This is a genomic window from Streptomyces sp. NPDC001902, assembly GCF_042891295.1.
In the GTDB taxonomy this organism is placed as follows: domain Bacteria; phylum Actinomycetota; class Actinomycetes; order Streptomycetales; family Streptomycetaceae; genus Actinacidiphila.
Map to the genome: position 1 here is coordinate 202837 of NZ_JBIATA010000011.1, position 21929 is coordinate 224765.

Annotated in this window: 18 protein-coding genes; 15 read left to right on the forward strand and 3 right to left on the reverse strand. The window is 69.3% G+C overall.

Annotation, left to right across the window (positions count from 1 at the left end):
• Window positions 1–253: 253 nt before the first annotated feature.
• The 3 genes from lanL to ACFYYN_RS20180 all read right to left on the reverse strand — a co-directional run bounded on the left by lanL (window position 254) and on the right by ACFYYN_RS20180 (window position 5900).
• Window positions 254–3004 carry a class IV lanthionine synthetase LanL gene (lanL, locus tag ACFYYN_RS20170; RefSeq protein ID WP_500546951.1) on the reverse strand — a complete coding sequence of 917 codons (2751 nt, stop codon included), beginning with the start codon at window positions 3002–3004 and terminating at the stop codon, window positions 254–256.
• Window positions 3001–5298, reverse strand: coding sequence for a S9 family peptidase (locus ACFYYN_RS20175; protein WP_500546915.1), 2298 nt, complete (start codon window positions 5296–5298; stop codon window positions 3001–3003). Before ACFYYN_RS20175 ends, lanL begins: the two co-directional genes overlap by 4 nt.
• 383 nt (window positions 5299–5681) lie before the next feature.
• On the reverse strand, window positions 5682–5900 hold the full coding sequence (locus ACFYYN_RS20180) for a response regulator transcription factor (RefSeq protein ID WP_500359552.1): 219 nt from the start codon (window positions 5898–5900) through the stop codon (window positions 5682–5684).
• A gap of 607 nt (window positions 5901–6507) precedes the next feature.
• On the opposite strand from ACFYYN_RS20180, the gene ACFYYN_RS20185 reads away from it, so the two are divergent.
• The 15 genes from ACFYYN_RS20185 to ACFYYN_RS20255 all read left to right on the forward strand — a co-directional run bounded on the left by ACFYYN_RS20185 (window position 6508) and on the right by ACFYYN_RS20255 (window position 21708).
• Window positions 6508–7650, forward strand: a complete 1143-nt coding sequence (locus ACFYYN_RS20185) for a hypothetical protein (RefSeq protein WP_500546916.1) — start codon at window positions 6508–6510, stop codon at window positions 7648–7650.
• A complete protein-coding gene (locus tag ACFYYN_RS20190; RefSeq protein ID WP_500546917.1) occupies window positions 7647–8669 on the forward strand; it encodes a lytic transglycosylase domain-containing protein in 1023 nt (340 codons plus the stop codon). Before ACFYYN_RS20185 ends, ACFYYN_RS20190 begins: the two co-directional genes overlap by 4 nt.
• 119 nt (window positions 8670–8788) lie before the next feature.
• Window positions 8789–9862 (forward strand): RNA polymerase sigma factor, encoded by a 1074-nt coding sequence (locus ACFYYN_RS20195; protein WP_500546918.1) that lies wholly within the window; start codon window positions 8789–8791, stop codon window positions 9860–9862.
• A gap of 110 nt (window positions 9863–9972) precedes the next feature.
• Window positions 9973–10902 (forward strand): ABC transporter ATP-binding protein, encoded by a 930-nt coding sequence (locus ACFYYN_RS20200; RefSeq protein WP_500546919.1) that lies wholly within the window; start codon window positions 9973–9975, stop codon window positions 10900–10902.
• Window positions 10899–11669, forward strand: a complete 771-nt coding sequence (locus tag ACFYYN_RS20205) for an MlaE family ABC transporter permease (RefSeq protein ID WP_500329982.1) — start codon at window positions 10899–10901, stop codon at window positions 11667–11669. The genes ACFYYN_RS20200 and ACFYYN_RS20205 overlap by 4 nt, the downstream gene beginning before the upstream one ends.
• Window positions 11670–11672: 3 nt before the next feature.
• The gene (locus ACFYYN_RS20210; protein ID WP_386993463.1) at window positions 11673–12497 is read left to right on the forward strand and encodes an MlaE family ABC transporter permease; all 825 of its coding nucleotides are present in this window, start codon (window positions 11673–11675) and stop codon (window positions 12495–12497) included.
• 11 nt (window positions 12498–12508) lie between these two features.
• Window positions 12509–13765, forward strand: coding sequence for an MCE family protein (locus ACFYYN_RS20215; protein ID WP_500546952.1), 1257 nt, complete (start codon window positions 12509–12511; stop codon window positions 13763–13765).
• Entirely contained in the window at window positions 13762–14802 is a 1041-nt protein-coding gene (locus ACFYYN_RS20220) for an MCE family protein (RefSeq protein ID WP_500546920.1), read from the forward strand. The genes ACFYYN_RS20215 and ACFYYN_RS20220 overlap by 4 nt, the downstream gene beginning before the upstream one ends.
• Window positions 14799–15965, forward strand: a complete 1167-nt coding sequence (locus ACFYYN_RS20225) for an MCE family protein (protein WP_500546921.1) — start codon at window positions 14799–14801, stop codon at window positions 15963–15965. The genes ACFYYN_RS20220 and ACFYYN_RS20225 overlap by 4 nt, the downstream gene beginning before the upstream one ends.
• Complete coding sequence (locus tag ACFYYN_RS20230; protein WP_500546922.1) at window positions 15962–17071, forward strand: MCE family protein; 1110 nt, start codon at window positions 15962–15964, stop codon at window positions 17069–17071. The genes ACFYYN_RS20225 and ACFYYN_RS20230 overlap by 4 nt, the downstream gene beginning before the upstream one ends.
• Window positions 17068–18351 (forward strand): MCE family protein, encoded by a 1284-nt coding sequence (locus ACFYYN_RS20235; RefSeq protein WP_500546923.1) that lies wholly within the window; start codon window positions 17068–17070, stop codon window positions 18349–18351. The genes ACFYYN_RS20230 and ACFYYN_RS20235 overlap by 4 nt, the downstream gene beginning before the upstream one ends.
• A complete protein-coding gene (locus tag ACFYYN_RS20240; protein WP_500546924.1) occupies window positions 18348–19619 on the forward strand; it encodes an MCE family protein in 1272 nt (423 codons plus the stop codon). Before ACFYYN_RS20235 ends, ACFYYN_RS20240 begins: the two co-directional genes overlap by 4 nt.
• Before the next feature lie 8 nt (window positions 19620–19627).
• Window positions 19628–20101 (forward strand): Rv1363c family protein, encoded by a 474-nt coding sequence (locus tag ACFYYN_RS20245; RefSeq protein WP_500546925.1) that lies wholly within the window; start codon window positions 19628–19630, stop codon window positions 20099–20101.
• Between the two features lie 34 nt (window positions 20102–20135).
• A complete protein-coding gene (locus ACFYYN_RS20250) occupies window positions 20136–20897 on the forward strand; it encodes an Rv1363c family protein (protein WP_500546926.1) in 762 nt (253 codons plus the stop codon).
• Window positions 20898–21195: 298 nt separating this feature from the next.
• Complete coding sequence (locus tag ACFYYN_RS20255) at window positions 21196–21708, forward strand: hypothetical protein (protein ID WP_500546954.1); 513 nt, start codon at window positions 21196–21198, stop codon at window positions 21706–21708.
• The last annotated feature ends 221 nt before the right edge of the window (window positions 21709–21929 follow it).

A 21929-nucleotide genomic window follows, 5' to 3' on the forward strand; every position in this document is an offset into this window, starting at 1 on the left:
TTCATGAGGTGTCCTTTCGGATGGTTTCCGGCCGCTGCGTCGACAGCGGCTCGTGAGGGGTCGGACTACCAGGTCCAGAAGCTCTGGACGGAGCCGAAGCGGCAGATCCGCTTGGGGGCGCCGTTGTCCTTGCGCACACGCTGGAGCGCGGCGAGGGTCTTCGTGCCGTTCATGTGTGGTTCACCTCCTTCGGTCATGTCAGGGGGTTGGTGCATCGGCCGGGCGGCCGAAGATCGTGGGTCCCTGGGTGCCTTCAGCGGGACGGGGTCCAGGGGTGCGGGCCTCCGTGACGCAGACGCAGGAGGAAGGAGAGCGGTCCCGGCATTCCGGTGCCGTAGTCGAAGCCGGTCTCCAGGCCGTTGTCCGAGGGCAGGAGCCAGAGACCGTCCCTGCGTACATGGCGGACGACGATGGAGTCGGCGCACTCCTGGGCATGTTCGGTGTAGGCCGGGTCACCGGTCGCTTCAGCGAGGTCGAGGAGGAAGTGGCCGTATCCTGCGAGTCCGTGGCAGTGACCGGTCGGCGTGAACGGAATGGACTGCACAACGGCCCGGGCTGCCCCTTCCGCCAGCTCTCGGTAGCGCGGGGTGCCGGTGGCCTGCCAAAGCTGGGTCAGGAAGGTTCCCACGCCGGCCGATCCATGGCACCAATGCTGTCGGACGGCAAGTGGTCGCTGCGGGGTCTCGCTCCAGAATGCGGCTTGTGTGTCCGCGTCGACGACGGCTGCGGCCACCAGCGTTTCGCCACAGGCCTGCGCCAGTTCCCGACAGGCGGATCCCGCTCCTGCCGCGGCTGCCGACAGCAGGAACGACCCGATGCCGGCCGTACCGTGGGCGAATCCGTGGAAGACGCCCCGGTCGACGGGAGTGGGGAACATCTCGCGCACGCGCCAGCCGATGCCGGTTTCGCCGTACGACGCGGCTTCGGCAAGCCCTTCGGCGCACTTCCGCCAACGCTCCCTCAGGGAGGGGTCGCCGGTCAGTCGCCACAGGCGCAGCAGTGCCGTACCAGCACCGGCCAGGCCGTGCATCAGGTCCGGGTTGGGCCACCTGACGGGAAGCCGTAGAGCAAGGGCCGTGGCCTTGGCCGCCGTGAACTCGTCTTCGACGGTGTCGGCCAGTTCGTACGCGGCCCAGCTGATCCCCGCATGGCCGGAGTACAACCCGGGGAGAACCCGGGAGGTGTCCTGGAGCCGACCGTCGAACCAGCGCGTCGCCCGCACGAGGGCACGCCGCCAGCGGGTCTCGTCCAGAGCGAGCTGCTCGCGTAGCCGCCAAGCCTGGACCAGGACTCCCGCGCCGCCGGCCGCTCCGCACTGGAGCGAGCCCGGCAAGGCGTCCGTACCGAAGGACGGCACCGGCCACAGCCATGTCGCATCGTGGTCGAGTGAGTCGACCAAGTGGGCCAAGGTGTCGGCGATCACGCGCTCCTCGGTCGCGGCGGGGCCGCGTACGAGCTCCGGAGCCGGCTCCGGGGCCCGCTTGGCACCGGTCGTCGCCGCGTCGGTCAAGGCCTGAGCGGCGCCGTCCAGCGACAGGCGCTTGTCCGGCTCCCGTTCCATCAAGCCGGTGATCACCGGCGCGAGAACCCGGGCTTCGGGCAACTGATGTGCAGCCTGTGCGAGTCGCTGCGCCACCTGCTCGGCGATCGTGCGGTCGGCCGGAACGTCCTCGGTGGGCCACGGGCCCTCCCGGACGACGAGGAAGAAGATCAGTGCCCCGAGTGAGTAGCGGTCCACCCCGGGATCGGCTCGCGGGGCCTGGTCGGATGCGGCAACCCGCTGCTCAGGAGCAGCGAAGAAGGGTGTTCCCAACCGCAGACCGGCTGCTCCTGTTTCCGCCGCGGTCTCCAGGTCTATCAGCCGGAGTCCGCCGTCGGAGGTCAGCATCACGTTCCCCGGCGCCAGGTCGCGCAGTACCACGCCGGAGCGGTGTACAGCGGCAAGCATGTCGACCAGACGTGCGGACAGAGCCGTGCTCGCGTCCGCGCTGCGCAACGCGGGGTGTGCTTCGCGGTCGACCGCGTCCTGGAGGCTGTCACCGACCAGCTCCTCCTGGACGAGGAACAGGTCGTCGTCCACGCCGAACTCGTCCAGGAGACGGGGGACGTAGCCGGTCGAAGCCAGCCGCTCCAGCATCCGCGCCTCGTTGCGCAACAGGTCGCGGGCGTCTCCTCCATCTGCCTGGGTGTCGATGTGCGGCCGGGCCTGCTTGATGATGACCCGGTCCCCCGTCTTCTGGTCCACGGCCCGATAGACGCCGCCCTTGCTGGTGTGTCTGAGGGCGTCGGTCACCCGGTAACGATCGGCGAGCACGACGGCTGCCTCGTCGTCCCCGCCTTCCTGGTCGTCCCCGGCGGTCTCCTGCGCCCCGTAGATCCCGGCCGAACGGGTGTCGAACGGATCCACAGCCCACGGCGGAGGGTCGAACCAGGCGTTGCGCTCGTCCGGTACCAGGCTCCCGTCCGGCGCCATGAAGGTGTCGACGTGAAGTCCGGCGTCGTCCAGCACGCGGGTGCCCGCGAAGGTCCCGTACCTGTACTGGACACAGCTGCCCGGCTGATACTGGCGGTCCGTCAGGATGTGTGGTGCGGCGAACTGGTCGGTGGCCGCATGCAGGCGTCGCACCAGTCTGCGGAACTGCCCGTCACTGTCGGGGTACACGGTGAAGAGCTTTCCCGCGGCCGACCGGTCCGCCTGACGGCTGACAGCACGCCGGTAGACCTCCGCGTCCCTGACGAACTTGAACGCGCACTGCTCTTCCAGCAGGACGGGCAAGGCCGCGCGCACGATGGAGTCGCAGTCCCCCACAGTGGCCGAGAGATGGATCTTCCAACCCTGGTTGCGCATCCGGTGACCCACGGGCCTGACCTGGAACCAGTGGTCACCCGTGTGGGTCTCCCACCAGGAGGCGTCGTGCTCCGCAAGAAGACCGTTCAGCTCCTCGGCCCAGCGTGTGGACGTCTCGGCTTGGGTCGGCCGGCTCATCGATGGATCCTTGCTCATGACGAAGACGAAGTGGGGACGGGTTCTTTGGCGGCCGCCGTAGCGGTGTGAATGATCCACGCCAGGACGAAGGCTTCGGCACTCCGGGCGCTGTGCCGGTCGGACTGCCCCCCGTGTCCTCCGACGAAGTCGGTGCGCAGGAGGAAGGGGCCGCCGCTGCCGACGGCGCGGAGCCGGGCGATCCATTTGGCCGGTTCCCGCCAGGCGACCCGGGGGTCGTTCAGGGCGGCGACGGAGAGGATGGGTGGGTACGTGAGGTCGGACACGTTCTCGTACGGCGCATAGGACTTGATGCAGTGGTAGGCCTCGGGGTCCGTCAGCGGGTCTCCCCATTCCTCCCACTCGGCGGCAGTCAGCTGCTGGGACGGATCGAGCATCGTGGTCAACGGATCAACGAACGGAGCCTCGGCCACGACGCCTGCGAAGAGCTCCGGCGCGGTGTTGACGACAGCTCCCACAAGCAGCCCGCCCGCGGACCTCCCCCGAGCGATGATGCGGCCCGCGCTGGTCCAGCCCGTATCGATCAGATGTCTGGCGGACGCGAGGAAGTCGTGGAAGGTGTTGGGCTTCCGCACTCCTCTCCCCTCGTCGTGCCACCGGGGCCCCAGCTCACCGCCGCCCCGAACGTGCGCGAGGGCGAATACGATGCCGCGGTCCAGCAAGGAGAGACGGGACGCCGAGAACCATGGATCCAGGGATGATCCGTAACTCCCGTACCCCACCATCACCAGCGGTGCGGACCCATCCCTCGGCATGCCGGAGCGGCAGACCAGAGAGATGGGCACCTGTGTGCCGTCCGGGGCTGTCGCCCAAGTGCGGTGCTGCTCGTAGCAGGATGGGTCGAACCCACCCGACACGTGGCGCCGACTGACCACCGTGGCCTTGCCCGTCGGGATGTCGTAGGCGAGCAGCGTGTCCGGGGTGGCCAGCGACTGGTATCTCACGCGGTAGGTGCGCGCCCTGTAGTCGAGGTTGAGATCCGGCTCGGCGGTGAACACCGGTTCCGGGAAGACGACGTCGTACGGGCTTCCGGCACGGGGGATCACCCGGAAGCCCGGGACCCCCTGTCGGCGGAACTCGAGGACGGCGTGCTCGGCGAACGCGTCGATGCTCACGAAACTGGTGCCCTCACTCGGTTGCGCCAGCCGCTGCAGGTTGGAGGTGTCGGTCTCGGGTGCCCAGTCGAGGACGAAATCGTCCATCCCGGCGTTGTGCAGGACAAGGAACCGGCCGTCCTGGTGCTCCACCTGCATCCGGCAGGCTCCGGCCCGGCCCGTGCCGAAGACGGTCGGCGCCAGAAGCGGATGGTCGGCGGGGAGGTACCGGATCTCACTCGCGTGGGCGGCGTGCGACTCGATCAGCACGTACCTGCCGGAACGGGTGGTGCCCACCGTGACCCAGAATCGCGGGTCGTCCTCCTGGTACACCAAGGCGTCCGGTTCGCCGACGGACACACGATGACGCCAGACCTGGTGGCGGCGGCCAGTGCCGTCGACCTTCACGTAGAAGAGGACACCGCCGTCGCTGGACCACGCGCTTCCGTACGATGTTCCCGGGATCTCGACCGGCAGGTCCTCTCCCGAGGCGAGGTCCTTCACCCGGAGGGTGAAGACCTCATCTCCGAGGTTGTCGACGGAGTAGGCCAGCAGCCTGCCGTCGGGCGTCAGGTCGAAGACACCGATCCCCATGTAGTCGTGGCCGTCGGCTAGCGCGTTGAAGTCGAGGACCATCTGTTCGCCCGGGAGTGGGTTCCCGCTTGCCGGATCAGGGGGAGTGTCCTGGTTCTGAACCGGGAGCCGGCGGTGGACCGGGTATCGGTCCTCCGGCCGGACCCGGTCGAAGTACCAGTAGGAGCCCGTACGCACCGGCGTGGTCGGATCCGCCCGCCGCGCACGCTGCCCGATCTCCGCGAAGATCGACTCGTGCAGGGTGGCCAGATGTTCCGTCGCGCGGTCTGTGCGGTCGTTCTCGGCCCGCAGGTGTCGGAGGGTCACCGGACTGCGGGTGTCGGCGAGCCAGGCGAACTCATCGACCACGCGATCTCCGTGGTGGGTCCGCACTTGCGGCTCCTGGCCCGTCGTCACGTCGGTGAACGGATCGGACATCTCCTCCTCCTTCCCGCGGTCATTGCATGTTCCCCGGAGCGATTCCGGCAGTGTCTTCGGCTCGCGTCGTCGCTGGAGCAGCCCACGCGACGTCTCTGCGATGCCCAGAACTATGGCAATGGGCGGATCACAGGAACAGTCACGAATGTTCGTGACCAGAGGCGCTTGCGAAGCGTGAGCAAGAAACAAGAGCCGGGGCCGTCGTCCCTCCCCTCACGGGAAGGACAACAACCCCGGCAGTGGCTCCCACGGTCCGGTCGAGGCCGGGCTGGGCGCCCGAGGAGTCGCGAGCCGACAAGAAAGCGCCGGTTGTGTTCCGAACCGGTCCGGGAGGTAATGACCCAAAGGCGGACGGCGGGCTACGCCGCCCGGGTAGCGCGCGTGCACGCCGGATCGTCTCCGGCTTCACTCACCCGCTGTGACAGCAGACGTCACCGGTCGACGTCGGCGCCCGCTGCGAACACCCTCACGCGAGCCTCCACGATCGGCCTGACCGAGCCGAGCGACCAGGCGGAGCCCACCAGCGGCATGCTCGTCCCCCCTGGGCCCCGCACCGCATCACGGGTTCACGATCAGCAGTCCGCGTGTCCCATCCCGAGGGCGAAGACGGTCAGTTGCGTACGGTTTGCCGCTCCGGTCTTCTGACGCAGGCGGCGCATGTACGTGTCCACGGTGTGCAGGCTCAGATTCAGCCGACGGGCGATGACGGCGTAGGTCTCCCCCTGGGCGACGAGACCCAGGACCTCCCTCTCACGCTGCGTGAGCCACGCAGACTCCTTGCCGAGGGGCACCGGCCCTCCGCCCGAGGCCGCAGACACAGTCGACAAATCCATATGTACCTCTCAATCCTGCCTCCGACCACCTCCTCACAGCACGTGTGGGCGATTCCGGTGCTCAGAGTGCTGGCGCGTCGCTGCTGCGCAGATACGCCGTTCTACTATCGTCTTGAACGATCTCTGATCGCACCGCCCGCACGATAGAACTCCTGTGCCTTGATCAGCCCGGTGCGACGCTCGCGGCCTATGCGCCCGCGGAGGACGTGGTCGAGTGATCCGGCTGCCGCGTTGCCGGCTTCCTCTCGTCAGCGAGCTTTCGACCCGACGAACGGTCAGGTGGCCCCCAGACGGGGCGGAATCGCGCGGCCCGATGCGGGCGCACAGCCCGTGCGGCCAGAACCGGGCGGGCCTGTCCGCGCCCAGGGGACCGCCCCCGACCAGGCGGGGCCGCGGCGGCGAAGGCCGGCGCACGGCAGCTGCTGATCCTGAACAACGGCTACGGTAAGTACGACCCCTGGGCCGACCTACGCGAAGGCGCCCCGCTCCCGGTGGCCTCGCTCGGCACCGACGACAGCGCGCGGCTGCTGAGCGGCTCCGCAAGCCCGGGACCGCGACGCTGAAGGTGGTCTCGCACCCGTACCCGCGCTACGTCTACGACCTGATCCGCCACCAGGAGGGCTCGGTCCCGAAGGATCCGTCCTACCGGCCCGGCTCCGGAGAGCTTGCGCGCATCGACGAGTCATTCCGCAACACGACACAAACTGAAGCGACTGAAGGTCGCTGTGACGTGTCCGTTTTGGGAGACGGCTTGATGTGTCGCCAAGCAACAGCGGTCGCTGCCCAGGGCACCCTCACCTCATGGGTCACGGCGGGATCCGACATCCGCTGGATCCCGGGCGCGGGCACAGGGGACCTCGGTCAGGGAGGTGTCGCACGCTCGTATGCACCGCGAAGCGTCACCCACGAGATCTGGTTCTCCCCCATCCAGCGCCCCCGTCTGCTCAACGACGGCATCAGTCAGCAGGCGCCCTACCGGATCGGCGATGTCATCAGCACATCCCTGGTGCCAGCTTGGGGCGACTCCGGTGGCCATGCAGGGATCGCCTGGGTCGACGGCGCCACGTCGAAGATCTCGCTGTACCAGGGCGACCAGCTACTCGGCGAGGACTACAACCAGCGCATCGTCACCGTCGAGGAACTGTCGCCGGACCCGCAGCCCTACCGGATCGTGGTAGAGGGTGAGCGGAACATGCCCGACCGCCCGTACTCGACCCGCACCCGCACCGAGTGGAGCTTCACCTCCGCTACCACGGACTACACCGTCCTCACGCCGCTGCCGCTGGTGCAACTCGACTACGCCGTGGCCACTGACGTGTCCGGCAAGGCCCACCGACGCACCGACCTGGTGGTCACGCCCTCGCACCTAAAGGGCGCGACGGACGCGGGGGTGGTCCGCACGACGGCCCTCGAAGTCTCCTACGACGACGGCGCCACCTGGCGCAAGACGATACTGCGGCAGTCAGGCAACAGCTGGAAGGCGCAGCTCGACGCACCGTCCAGGGCCCGGTTCGCCAGCCTGCGCACGACGGCGCGGGACACGAAGGGGAACAGCGTCAGCCAGACCCCACATCGTCCACACGTCTGGCCCGCCGCCACGCCCTCTGAAGAGGCGCCCGCCCGATCCCCAAATTTTTGCGCGACGGACCTGCCCTCCGGCCGCGTAGAGCAGACGACGGATTCATGCACGGAGGGGACTGCACGATGACAGTGCGTGCGCTCATCGGAACACTGAGGGGTGCCAGGGGTACGGCGATCGCGGCGGCGGCGATTGCCGTGCTGACCGCGTCACAAGCGCCAAGGGCGGTCACGGCCGAAGCCGAAGAGCCCGCACGGAAGGCGGCACCCGCCGAGCACGGCCTCAGCGTTTCCGGCGACACCCCGTACCGCACCGAACTTCCACCGCTGCGGACGCGGAAGAAGGGCATGGCACAGGGAGTGACTGGCGGCAATGTGCCTGCGAGTGTGTTCGCCGCGTACCGGCGTGCCGAGGAGGATCTGGCGCGTACCGCGCCGCGCTGCCACCTGCGTTGGCAGTTGTTGGCCGCGATTGGCCAGGTGGAGTCAGGGCAGGCACGGGGCGGCTGGGTGACTCGGGACGGTACCACCGTGGCGCCCATCCTCGGCCCGCGGCTGACCGGCGGCGCCTTCGCTGTCGTGGCGGATACCGACGACGGCGCGTACGACGGGGACGCGGTGTACGACCGCGCGGTCGGTCCGATGCAGTTCATCCCGTCCACCTGGGCCCGCTGGGGAGCGGACGGTAACGGCGACGGTCGGACGGATCCGAACAATGTGTACGACGCGGCGCTCGCAGCCGGCCGCTACCTGTGCGCGGGCGGCCGGGACCTGTCGAACCCGGCCGACCTGGACCGGGCGATACTGGGCTACAACCACTCGGACGCCTATCTGCGCGCCGTCAAGGCGTGGTACGTGTACTACCTGACCGGTCACCGCGTGGTGCCGGACGCATCCGCCGGATCCCGGCCGGTCCGGCCGAAGCCGTCCGGCCCGAAGAGGCAGAAGCTTGCGCCGCCGAAGCCGTCGGACGACCGGAAGCCGAGCACTGGTCCTTCGCGCATGCCGTCGACGTCGCCCACCTCACCCTCCCCCAGGCCGTCCCTCGCGGCCGGAGTCCCGAAGGCGTCCGCGACGCCGCTGGTTCCCGTCCCCGAACTGCCCCTCTCGCTGCCCGGGGGCGGGGTGCTGCCTGAGGTTGGCCGCTGACCACTGGCCAGGGCCGGAACGCGATGGGTGTCCGCCTCTCCACAACTGCCACTACTCGGCGGTAATCTCGCCACGTCGGAAGCACGTACCGACGGGTGAGTGCGAAGGGGCGGGCCCTCATGGCGACGGATATGCCTGCGGACACAGCGGCCGCCGACGAGCGCTGGCAGCGCCTGTGGAGCCATCGTGAGCAGTTGCTCAAGGTGGCCCGGCGGCGATCGGTGAGCCGGGAGGACGCCGAGGACGCCGTTCATGAGGCGATGTTGCGAGCCGCGGAGCGCCCGGACCTCGACGACGAGCGGCTCGGCGCCTGGTTGACGACGGTAACGATGCGGCTGTGCGTTGACCGGCACCGGCAGGTCAACCGCGAGGCCGAGGTGGGCAGCCGCCCCGCACTCATGACACCGGGCCCGGTACCCGTCGAGGAGGCGGTGTGCGACCGGGCCGAGGCGAAGTGGCTGGCGGTGCGCAGCGGCGAATTGCCCGCCCGGCAGGCGGAGGCGCTTCGGCTGAGGTCCGAGGACCTGGACGTGAACCAGGTCGCGGTGCGGATGGGGCTCAGCTACCGGACCGTCGAGTCGCTGTTGGCCCGGGCCCGCCGGACTTTGCGTGCCTCGTTGGCCGGAACGCTCGGGCTGGTGCTGTTCCTGGTCGGGCGCGGACGGTTGCGCGGGGGCGGCAATGCGCAGGCGGTCGCGTTCACTACGACGGCGGCAACCCTGGTGGTGGCGGGGTTCGTGCTGCCGTACGCGCTCGACGCGGGCGGAAACGGGAGTGGGCCGGCGCCACGGCCGGCCGTGTCCAGCGACCCGCGGCTCCTGCACGGCGAGGTCACGGGCCGGGGGCCCGCCCCCGCAACACCCACCCCGTCGTCGCCGGCGCACGGGTCTTGGGGCCGGACGCCCTCACCCACCGGGGGATCGTTTCTGCCGGTGCCGGTGCCATCCCTGGCGGACGTGTCCGCGTTTCCGCCCTCGGCGCCGCAGGTCCCTCAGGTGCCCGAGGTTCCGAAGGTGCCGGGGCTGCCGACGGCCGTGACGGGCCTGCCGACCGTCGTGCCGGGTCTGCCGACGGGGTCGGTCGCCTCGTCACTCCCGTCGCTCCCGTCGCTTCCCCCGACCTCGGTCGTACCTCCGCTGTCTGTCTCCAGCCCGGGGACGCCTTCGCTCACGTCGTCGCCGAAGCTGCCGTAGCGCCCCGCACACACGTCCGCAAAAAAATTCTTGGTTCGCCGCGACGGACGCACCTCTCTTCCCCGTAGAGCAGTTGTCGGAACTGCTCCACGGGCGAAGGATGGAACCGGATGGGTGTCGAGATCTGTGTGGAAGGGCTGACCAAGTCCTTCGGCCACCAGGTCATCTGGCAGGACGTCTCGCTGACGCTGCCTGCCGGGGAGGTCTCGGTGATGCTCGGCCCCTCGGGGACGGGCAAGTCGGTGTTCCTCAAAACGCTCGTGGGGCTGCTGAAGCCGGAGCGGGGATCGGTGAAGGTCGCGGGCCGGGACATCACCCGCCTGCGCGAGCGCGACCTGTACGAGGTGCGGAAGCTGTTCGGCGTGCTGTTCCAGGACGGCGCGCTGTTCGGCTCGATGAACCTCTACGACAACATCGCCTTTCCCCTGCGCGAGCACACCCGCACGTCCGAGAGCGAGATCAAGCGGATCGTTCTCGAAAAGATGGACATGGTCGGGTTGATCGGCGCTGAGGGGAAGCTGCCCGGCGAGATCTCCGGCGGTATGCGCAAGCGGGCCGGGCTCGCCCGTGCCCTGGTCCTCGACCCGGAGATCATCCTGTTCGACGAACCGGACTCGGGCCTGGACCCGGTCCGCGTGGCCTACCTCAATCAGCTCATCGTCGACCTCAACGCACAGATCGACGCGACCTTCCTCATCGTCACCCACGACATCGCCTCGGCCCGTCAGGTGCCGGACAACATCGGGCTGCTGTTCCGGCGCGAGCTGGTGATGTTCGGGCCCCGCGAAGAGCTGCTGGCCAGTGACGAGCCCGTCGTACGGCAGTTCCTGAACGGCCGGATGCAGGGGCCGATCGGCATGGCGGAGGAGAAGGACGCGGCCCAGGTCGAGCAGGAGCTGGCCCGGATCGACGAGGGTGTTCGGGCCGATGTGCTGACCCCGCGCCTGCTGCCCAGCCCCGGCATCACCCGCTCGCCCCGCTGGGATGCGATCGCGAGGCGCGAGGCCAAGCTGCACGAGAGGGGGGTGAGGGGCACATGAGACTCTCCCCGACGGGTGTGCTGCGGCACTCGGGCAGCCTCTTCGCGATGGCGCTGGACGTCGTCCGGTCCCTGCCCCGACGGCCCTTCCAGGCGCGGGAGTTCATTCAGCAGGCTTGGTTCGTCGCGAGCGTCACGATCCTGCCGACGGCTTTGGTCTCGATTCCGTTCGGGGCGGTCATCGCGCTGCAGATCGGCAGTCTGACCCGGCAGTTGGGCGCGCAGTCCTTCTCTGGTGCTGCGTCCGTGCTCGCCGTGCTGCGGGAGGCATCGCCGATCGTCACCGCGCTGCTGATCGCGGGCGCGGGCGGCACGGCGATCTGCGCGGACCTCGGGGCGCGCAAGATCCGGGACGAGATCGACGCGATGCAGGTGCTCGGCATCGACCCGATCCACCGGCTCGTCGTACCGCGGGTGCTGGCGTCGATGGTGGTAGCCGTACTGCTCAACGGCCTCGTCTCGGTGGTCGGTGTTGCGGGCGGCTATTTCTTCAACGTCGTTCTCCAGCACGGCACGCCCGGCGCATACCTGGCGTCCTTCACCACCCTCGCTCAGCTACCTGACCTGTGGGCGGCGGAGATCAAGGCGCTGGTGTTCGGGGCCATCGCTGCGATCGTCGCCTCGTACAAGGGGCTGACGGCGCAGGGCGGGCCGAAGGGCGTGGGCGATGCCGTCAACCAGTCCGTGGTGATCACTTTCATGTTGCTGTTCGTGACCAACTTCGTGATGACGGCCGTGTACTTCCAAGTCGTCCCGCAGAGGGGTTAGCCGATGAGACCGCAAAACCTCCTCGATCGCCCCTTGCGCTCGCTCGAAGAGCTGGGTGCCCAGCTGTCCTTTTACGGGCGCTCCTTGGCTTGGACGGGCCGCACCCTGCGGCGCTACAAGAAGGAGGTCCTGCGGCTCCTTGCCGAGGTGAGCTTCGGGCGCGGTGCGCTCGCCGTCGTCGGCGGCACGGTCGGTGTGATCGCGTTCCTTTCCTTCTTCACCGGCACCGAGGTCGGCCTTCAGGGCTATGCGGCCCTCAACCAGCTCGGCACTTCGAACTTCGTGGCGTTCCTGTCGGCGTACTTCAACACTCGGGAGATCGCCCCGCTGGTGGCCGGACTCGCCCTGTCCGCGACGGTCGGGGCGGGGTTCACCGCGCAGCTGGGTGCGATGCGGATCAGCGAGGAGACCGACGCGCTGGAGGTGATGGGCGTCCCGTCGCTGCCGTTCCTTGTGACGACGCGGATGATCGCCGGCTTCGTCGCGGTGATCCCGCTGTACGTGATCGGGCTGCTGTCCTCGTACCTGGCCGCCCGCACCATCACCACTGGCTACTACGGGCAGTCGACCGGCACGTATGACCACTACTTCCACCAGTACCTGCCGCCCGTCGATGTGTTCTGGTCCTTCGGCAAGGTGATCGTCTTTGCTCTGCTGATCATCCTGGTGCACTGCTACTACGGCTACCACGCGAGTGGCGGACCGGCCGGTGTCGGCGTCGCGGTGGGCCGGGCGGTGCGGACCTCGATCGTCGCCATCAACGTCCTGGACTTCTTCCTGAGCCTGGCGATCTGGGGCGCCAACACGACGGTACGGGTGGCGGGGTGAGAGCGGTGCGCATGCAGAGAATGCGGTTCAGGCTCTACGGCATTGCCTTCCTCGCCGTGCTCGCACTGCTGCTGTCGCTCGCGGTGGCCGTGTACCAGCAGGCGTTCACCTCGGTGGTGCCCATCACCCTGGAGGCCGACACCCTCGGCAACCAGCTCGATGCACGCGCCGACGTCAAGCTGCGCGGGCTGCTGGTCGGCGAGGTGCGCGAGGTGCATGCAGACGGCACCAAGGCGACCCTGGACATCGCGCTGAAGCCGCAGTACGTGTCGTACATCCCCTCGAACGTGCACGCGCGGCTGCTGCCCAAGACGCTGTTCGGCGAGAAGTACGTCGACCTGGTCGCTCCTTCCGGCGCGGCTCGCGCGTCGGCTCGGCCTATCCGTGCGGGTGACGTCATCACCCAGGACCGAACGAAGGTCGGCATCGAGGTGCAGCAGTTGATGAACGACCTGCTGCCGCTGCTGCGCACGGTCCGGCCGGGTGAGCTCAACGCCACGCTGTCGGCGTTCGCCACTGCGCTGGAGGGCCGCGGCGACCGGATCGGAGGCAATCTCACCCGGGTCGAGGGCTATCTGCGCCGCCTCAACCCGCACATGCCCTCCCTGAAGGAGGACATCACACGGTTCGCGGACGTCGCCGAGGTGTACGGCGACGCCGCGCCCGACCTGATGCGGATCCTGCGCAACACCGTCACCACCAGCCGGACGATCGTCGAGAAGAGGGAGCAGTTGGTGTCGGCTCTGCGCGCGACCGCTTCCGTGGCGGGCACAGCGAATGACTTCCTGTCCGAGAACGGCGACCGGCTGATCACCCTGGGCCGGGTCTCCCGCCCCACGCTGGAGCTGTTCGCCCGATACTCCCCCGAGTACCCGTGCCTGTTCCAGGGCCTGGTCCGGCAGGAGAAGGCATCCGAGGAAGCGTTCCGGGGCGGCGAGATGCGGATCACCCTTGAGGTCGTCCGGCCGCAGGAGGCGTACCGGCCCGGCGAGGAGCCGGCGTACGGCGCCCGGTCCGGCCCGAACTGCCGCGGTCTGCCGCATCCGCAGGTGCCCGGGCCGAAGCCCCGTCTCGACGACGGTACGTCGGCCGGAGGTTCCGGCGGCGCACTCCCCGGAGGTGCCGACGTGTCCGCCACCCGTGCCGAGCAGCGGGCCGTGGGCTCGCTCGTGGCCCCCGTCATGGGCGTCCCCGCGGACGAGGTGCCGCCCGTGGCGACCCTACTGTTCGGGCCGCTGGCGCGCGGAACGGCGGTGAGTGTCGCGTGAGCGGGTCCGGAGCGCGGCAGACCGCCGCCCCGCTGATCAAGTTCAGCCTCTTCGCGCTGGTCACGATCGCGGCGACGGCGCTCCTGGCCGCCACCATCGTCAACGTCTCCTTCACCCCCAAGGACACCTATCACGCCGTGTTCACCGACGTCACCGGGCTGGAGAACGGCGACGACATCCGGGTGGCCGGAGTACGGGTGGGAGAGGTCGAGGGCATCCGGATCAAGGACCGGGCGCTGGCGGAGGTCACGTTCACCGTCAGCGCGGACCGGCCGCTGCTCGCCGGGACCCACGCGGTCGTCCGCTACCGCAACCTGGTCGGGCAGCGGTACGTCGCACTCACCGAGGGCACCGGCGACGGCACCGCCAGGCTGCGGCCGGGCGGCACCATCCCGCTGTCCCGGACCGAGCCGGCGCTGGACCTCAACGCCCTGCTGAACGGCTTCAAGCCGCTGTTCGCGGCGCTCAGCCCGAACGACGTCAACCAGCTCGCCACCGAGATCGTCCAGACCCTCCAGGGCGAGGGCGGCACGGTGAACAGTCTGCTCACGCACACGGCCTCGCTCACCAGCACCCTCGCCGACCGCGACAAGCTGATCGGATCGGTGATCGACAACCTCAACACCGTCCTGGCGACCCTCGACGAGCGCGGCTCCCGCTTCTCCGGACTGCTGACGCAGCTGCGCCGAGTGGTTGCAGGGCTGTCCGCCGACCGCAAGCCCATCGGGGAGTCGCTGGTGAGCATCGGCGACCTCACGGACGTCACGTCGGAGCTGCTCAAGGACGCGCGTCCACCGTTGAAGGACGACATCGCCCGGCTCGGCGATCTCACCGGGACGCTGAACAGGAACGAGCACACCGTCGAGGGCGTCCTGAAACGGCTGCCGAACAAGCTCGAGAAGCTGACGGGGACGGCCTCGTACGGCTCGTGGTTCAACTTCTACCTCTGCGACTTCGACGGCCGGATCGTGCTGCCGAAGACCAAGCAGGTGATCACCCCGGAGCTGCACGTGGCACGGGCGAGGTGTGGCGGATGAGCCTCCGCATCAGGCGGCGCGATGGCCGCCGCCCCGAGCCGCTGGTGAGGTTCCCGGTCCTGCCACCGAAGCTGCCGAAGCTGCCCGGGCTGCTGCCGAAGCCCGAACCACGCCAGGGACCCCTCGCGAAGGTGCGCGTCCTACCGTCGAAGCTGCCCGGGATCCGGCTCACACGCCCACGCCTGAAACCCTTCCGCGAGCACAACCCGGTCGTCGTCGGCGCCGTAGGCCTCACCGTCCTCGCGCTGCTCACCGTCGCCGCCTTCAACGCCGACAGCCTGCCGCTGATCGGCGGCGGCGACACCTACAGCGCGGCCTTCTCCGAGGCCGGCGGGCTGAGGCCGGACGACGAGGTACGGATCGCCGGGGTCAAGGTCGGCAAGGTCGAGGACGTCGACCTGGACGGCGACCACGTCAAGGTGACCTTCAAAGTGAAGGGCCGCCCGGCGTTCGGCACCGACACGGGGGCGTCGATCCGTGTCAAGACGATCCTCGGCGCGAAGTACCTGGCCCTCCACCCAAAGGGGCCCGGCCAGTTGAAGCCGGGCAGCGAGATCCCGCTTCGGCGGACCGTGTCGGCGTACGACGTCGTCCAGGCCTTCAGCGACCTGACGACCACCACCGAGGAGGTCGACACGGGCCGGCTCGCGAAGGCACTGGACACGATCGCCGACACCTTCCAGGACTCCCCCGAGGAAGTGCGGGCGTCGATCAAGGGACTGTCGCGGATATCCCGGACCGTCGCCGCCCGCGACAAGACGCTGCGAGAGCTGCTCGACCACGCGAACGGCGTCACCGAGGTGCTGGCCGATCACACGAAGGACGTCTCCGCACTGGTGAAGAACGGCGACGCCCTGTTCAAGGAGATCGACAAGCGGCGCTGGGCGATCCACAAGCTGCTCAAGAGCTCCGCGCTGCTGGGCATCGAGCTGTCCGGCCTGGTCGACGACAACAGCAAGGAGATCGGACCCGCACTGAAGAACCTCAACACCTTCCTGAGGATGCTCGAACGCAACCAGGCGAACCTCGACCGCAGCGTCCGGCTGCTCGCCCCCTACGTCCGGCTCTTCACCAACACCCTCGGCAACGGCCGCTGGTTCGACTCCTATATCCAGAACATGGTCGCCGCCCCGGTCACGCCACGGACGGGAGACACCCGATGACCCGCAGACTCCTGGCCCTGTTCACCGCGCTCGCGATCGTCGTCGGCCTCGCCGTCGTCCTCTGGCCGGGCCCCGGCCCCGTCCGCGTCACGGCGTACTTCCCTCGGACTGTCGGCATCTACCCCGGCTCCGACGTCCGCGTCCTCGGTGTCCGCATCGGCGAGGTCAGGAAGATCACGCCGGAGGGCGGCCGGGTACGGGTCGAGCTGGAATACGACAGGGGCCGCAAGGTCCCCGCCAACGCACAGGCCGCCATCGTCAACTCCTCGGTGGTCAGCGACCGTTACGTGCAGCTGCTGCCGGTGTACCGCAAGGGCGCGGTGCTGCGGGACGGAGCCGTCATCCCCGAGTCCCGTACGGCTGTTCCCGTCGAGCTGGACCGGATCTTCGACAGCCTGCACACCACCGCCGAGGCGCTCGGCCCGAACGGTGCCAACAACAAGGGTTCGCTGTCCCGGCTGCTCGGGGTGAGCGCGGACAACCTCCAGGGGCAGGGCGCAAGCCTCAACCAGACGGTGCAGGACCTGTCCCAGGCGGTCACCACGCTGTCCGACGGGCGCGGCGACCTGTTCGGGACCGTGCGGAACCTTCAGGTGTTCACGGCCGCGCTGGCGGCGGACGACGCCAGCGTGCGGTCGTTCAACACCGACCTCGCCGACGTGGCGGGGCAGCTCGCCGGGGAGCGTAAGGATCTCGCGGCCGCGCTGAAGTACCTGGCTGCCGCACTCGGCGACGTGTCCGGCTTCGTGAAGGGAAACAAGAAGGCGCTGACCTCGGACGTGCAGGGCCTGGCCGAGGTCACCAAGGTCCTCGTCACCCAACGAGACGCTTTGGAGGAGCTTTTGACCGTCGCGCCCACGGGCCTGTCGAACCTGGAGAACGCCTACAACCCCTCCGCCGGCACTCTCGACACCCGCAACAACGTGCAAACCTCCCAGGACCCGTCGTCCCTTCTCTGCTCGATCCTGAAGACGACCGGCGACGACCATGACAACTGCGAGGGGCTGAAGAAGCTCTTCGCCTCCTTGCCCGAGGTTCCGCCGGTCCCGGCGTCGACGGGCTCGGTCGACAAGACCCTCGGCGGCATTCTGGGGGCACCGGCATGAGCGTGCGGCGCAAGGGGCGGGTGGCCGCCTGGACGGCGGTGTGCTCGCTGCTGCTGACCGGCTGCGAGTTCAACGGCTGGTATGACGTCCCGCTGCCCGGCGGCGCGGCCTCGGACGGTCACGCCTACCACGTCACCGTCGAGTTCCGGGACGTCCTGGACCTCGTGCCGCAGTCGTCGGTCAAGGTCAACAACGTCACCGTCGGCACGGTCGAGAAGGTGGAACTGGACGGCTGGCACGCCCGCGTACGGCTCAGGATCGCCGACTCGGTGAAGCTGCCCGGCAACGCGGTCGCCGATCTGAGGCAGACCAGCATGCTCGGCGAGAAGTACGTCGCCCTGTCCGCACCGGCCGGCACACGCCCCGTCGGACGTCTCGGCGACGGCGACCGCATCCCGCTCTCCCGCAGCGGCCGCAACCCGGAGGTCGAGGAAGTGCTGTCGGCGCTGTCCGCGCTGCTCAACGGCGGCGGGGTGGCGCAGCTCAAGACGATCACCATCGAGTTGAACCAAGCCCTCGGCGGCCGCGAGGACCGGGTCCGGTCCCTGCTGAAGCAGCTCGACATCTTCCTCTCTGGCCTCGACGGCCAGCGGGCGGACATCGTGCGCGCGCTGAATGGCGTCGACCGGCTCGCGCAGCGGCTGAAGAGGGAGAAGAAGACGATCGCCTTGGCCGTCGACACCATGCCGCCCGCCCTGAAGGCCCTCGCAGACCAGCGCGAGGACCTGACGAAGATGCTCACCGCCCTGTCCAGGCTCGGCAAGACCGGCACCAGGGTGGTGAACGCCTCCCACGACGACACCGTCGCCAACCTGAAGAAGCTCCAGCCCATTCTGCAGGAGCTGAACAGAGCAGGCGACGACCTGCCCAACTCCCTCGAACTCCTCACCACGTACCCGTTCCCGCGCAACGCGACGGACGCCGTCAAGGGCGACTACGTCAACCTGAAGATCACCGCCGACCTCGACCTGGCGGACCTCTACGGCAACGTCACCGGTAAGCCGGGCAAGGGCGGGAAGTCCCCGGCCCCCGGGACACCGCATCTTCCCGGCCACCCCACTCCCATCCCTCTCCCGTCCGTCCCGTCCCTGCCGGGCATCCCGTCCGTGCCCCCTGTGCCCTCCGCGCCCGCCGTGCCCTCGACGCCCTCCCACGGCAGCACCCTGCTCTGCCCGCCGGTGTGCACCGCCGCCTACGGCACCGGGGACGGCGCGCGTCGCTTCCCGCCCGGGGTCGATCCCGCGCTCGCCGAGCTGATGCTGAAGGGGATACTGCCGTGATCACACGTACGGTCAAGGCCCAGTTGCTGGCCTTCGCGACCATCACCGCTCTGGGGGTGGCGTACGTCGGCGCCCGGTACACGGGCCTGGTGGACGACGTCTTGCACCGCGGGTACACCGTGCGCGCCGACTTCGCCGAGTCAGGGGGCGTCTTCCCGGGTGCCGAGGTCACCTACCGGGGGGTGCCGGTGGGCCGCGTGGGCGATCTGCAGCTGACCGGATCCGGGGTCTCGGTGGCGCTGAGGATCGAGGACGGCGCCCCGAGGATCCCGGCCGACACGCTCGCAGTGGTCGCCGCCCGATCGGCGGTGGGTGAGCAGTACGTCGACCTCCAGCCGCGGCGGTCGGGCGGCCCGTACCTCAGGGACGGCAGCCCGATCCCGCGCAGCCGCACCCGGACCCCACTGCCGGTCACCGACCTGGTCCTCAGCCTCGACCGGCTGGTCAACTCGGTCGGCAAGGACGATCTGCGGGTCACCGTCGACGAGCTGGGCAAGGCGTTCTCCGGCACCGGACCGAACCTGAGCCGGTTGGTGGACTCCGGTGACGCGCTGGTGGAGGCGGCGTCCGAGTCGCTCCCCCAGACGGTCTCGCTGATCGAGGACTCGCGGAAGGTACTGAGGACACAGGCCGACCAGGGCTCGGCCATCAAGTCGTTCTCCCGCGATCTCGCCACGCTCACCGGACAGTTGAAGTCGAGCGACGGCGACCTTCGCCGGCTGATCGGCAGCACCGTGCCCGCCGCGCGGCAGGTCGATTCGCTGCTGAAGTCCACGCGGCCGCACGTGCCGATCCTGCTGGCCAACCTCATCAGCGGCGGCCAGATCACCGTGGCCCGGTTGCCCGGCGTCGAACAGGCCCTGGTCACGCTCCCACTCACTGTCGCGGGCAGCTACACGGTCCTCCCTGGCGACGGCACCACCCACTTCGGGCTGACCGTGAACGCCGACGACCCTCCCGCTTGCACCCAGGGCTACAACACCCAGCGGCGCGACCCAGCCGACACCGGCACGCGCCATGCGAACACCGACGCGCGCTGCACGCTACCGCGCGGCAGCAAGTCCTCGGTGCGCGGAGCGCAGAACGCGCCCGGCGCCACCGGCCCGCACAGCGGTGACCAGGCCGCGTTCGTGGCCCCGTACGACCCGGAGACCGGCACCGTGACCGGCCCGGACGGAACGCTCCTCGAGATCGGCTCGACGGGCGGGGAACAGGCCGTGTTCGGAAAGGAGTCGTGGCAATGGCTGCTCGTGGGACCGATGGTGTGAGAGGCGGCATGAGGCTGCTGTCTGCGGGGCTCGTCGCTGCGACCGTGTTGACGACCGTGCTGTGTGTCTGGCTGGGCTGGAAGCTGTCCGACCAGCGCGCGGCGGAACAGCGCCGGCAGGACATCTTGGCTGCGGCCCGCCAGTCGGCGCTGAGCTTCACCTCGCTCGACTACCGGCACTACGACCGGGACAGCGCCAATGTGCTGGCGAACGCCACCGGCGAGTTCAAGAAGGAGTTCGCCTCGCAGACCGAACAACTGACGAGGCTGGTTGCACAGAACAAGTCGGTGTCCGACGGACAGGTCCTGGAAACGGGCATCGTGCGGTACGACGGGCGCTCGGCCCGGGTCCTGGTCGTGGCCGACAGCAAGGTGACCAACACCGCCGCGCCCGAGGGCCAGGCGCGCACCTACCGGCTCCAGCTCGACCTCGCATATGTAGCAGGTCGCTGGTTGACCTCCGACGTCGTGTTCGTGGGCTGACCCCGCCGTGAGACCAACAATGAGGAGAGACACCGTGGCGAACCCGGCCTTCCGCAGCACCCGCGGCACCGGCTCACCGGCCCGCCGCACCATGACCGCGGCCACCCGCGCGGCAGCCAAGCGCGCCGGACGGCCTGCGCCTCGCGAATGCGGTGCCCACCAGGAAGAGCAGACCCGCTCCGGGCGCACCCTGCTCATCGATCCCCCGCCGAACGGCTGGGAGGACCCGCCGGAGCCCGAGTCACCCGAGTCGTTCGAGGGGAAGACGGAGGGCGGTGCGTCCCCGCGCAACACCGGGCGGGGCGTGCTCACCGCGGTAATGGGCATCGTCCTCGTGGCGGCCCTGGTCGCGGCCGCCGTACTCAAGCGGGAGTACCAGCAGGGGCGGCAGGCGGAGCAGGCCCGCGACGAGGCCCTCGCGGCCGCGCGGAATGCGGCGCCGGTCGTGCTGTCGTACGACTACCGGCACCTGGACCGGGACTTCTCCCGTGCCCGCACCCTGCTGACCGGGCACTTCCGCGAGCAGTACGGCAAGACCACGAAGGCGGTGGTCGCGCCGACCGCGACGAAGTACCACGGTGTGGTGAAGGCGACCGTGGCCACACCACCCGACGGTGACGCCCCGGCGGTGTCCGTCGTGTCGGCCACACGGGACCGGGCCGTCGTCCTGCTCTTCGTCAACCAGATCACCCAGAGCACTCAGGTCCCACAGCCGCGGCTGGACCTGAACAGGGTGCGCATGACGCTCACCAACACCAACGACGGCTGGAAGGTGAGCGGCGTCGACGCCCTCTGACCAGGCCTCCGTAAGTGCCCTCGCGCGGTCGCGCGGGGGCACTTTTTCGAGAGGAACGGGCGCGGCCGGGCTGGGGCGGCGGGCTTCACTGCGGTCGAGCCGCGGTGGGCCGGGCGACGTTCTTGCCCCCGAGCGATCTGCCTCACCAACTCCGGCCAACCCCCCTCAGCACCCGTCCGGCCCGCTTCGAAAAGAGTTCGGTTTCTCGCGACGGACACCGCCTGCCTCCCCGTAGAGCAGATGAAGGCTTCACCCGTACCGCCACCCTTCATCCGACTCGCGAATCCACGAGGTACCTGTGGCTCTCCTCTTCGCACGTCGTCTTCACCACCACCTGCGGTCGCGGGGGCGGCTCGCCGTCGGGTTGCTGGTGCTCGTCGCCGGAACCCTGCCGAGTGTGCCGGCCGACGCCGCGACCCCGTCCTCCGGATCGGTCAGCGACACCGCGCTCACGGCCACGTGGAGCGCCGGGCCCTTCGCCGTCCCGAATGTCTCCGGCACTGCCGGGACGGTGAGCTGCGGGCAAGGGCAACCCTGCGACGACTACGCCCTGAAGGTGTCGGTGCCTGCGGGCTACGACGCCGGTCACAGCCTGCGCATCGACGTCAGATGGCCGGGCTCCGCCGCCGACTTCGACCTGTACGCCCTCGATGCGGATGGCCAAGAGGTGGCCACCTCGACCTCTTCCAGCGACCCCGAGACCGTGCTGCTCCCGGCGGTGTCGGCGTCGTACACCGTGCGCGTGGTGCCGTACGCGCCGCTCGGCGACAGCTTTTCGGCGCGCAGCCCCACGAATGCGGAGAGCGTGTAGGACGTCTCGAATTCCCACTCGCAACCGTCCTCCGAGGACACGGAGAAGTCCAGCAGCGTGTGTCCGGACCGGGTCCAGACGCCGAGCGCATCCTCCATCGCGCCACCCGCGAAGAGTGCCAAGCCCTGGCGCACTGGCAGGCAGCAGCTTCATCGGCCCGGCGGCGGGCAGTGTGCCGCGGCGGGCAACCGGCTTGGTCGGCTCCGGCGGCGACTGCAGGA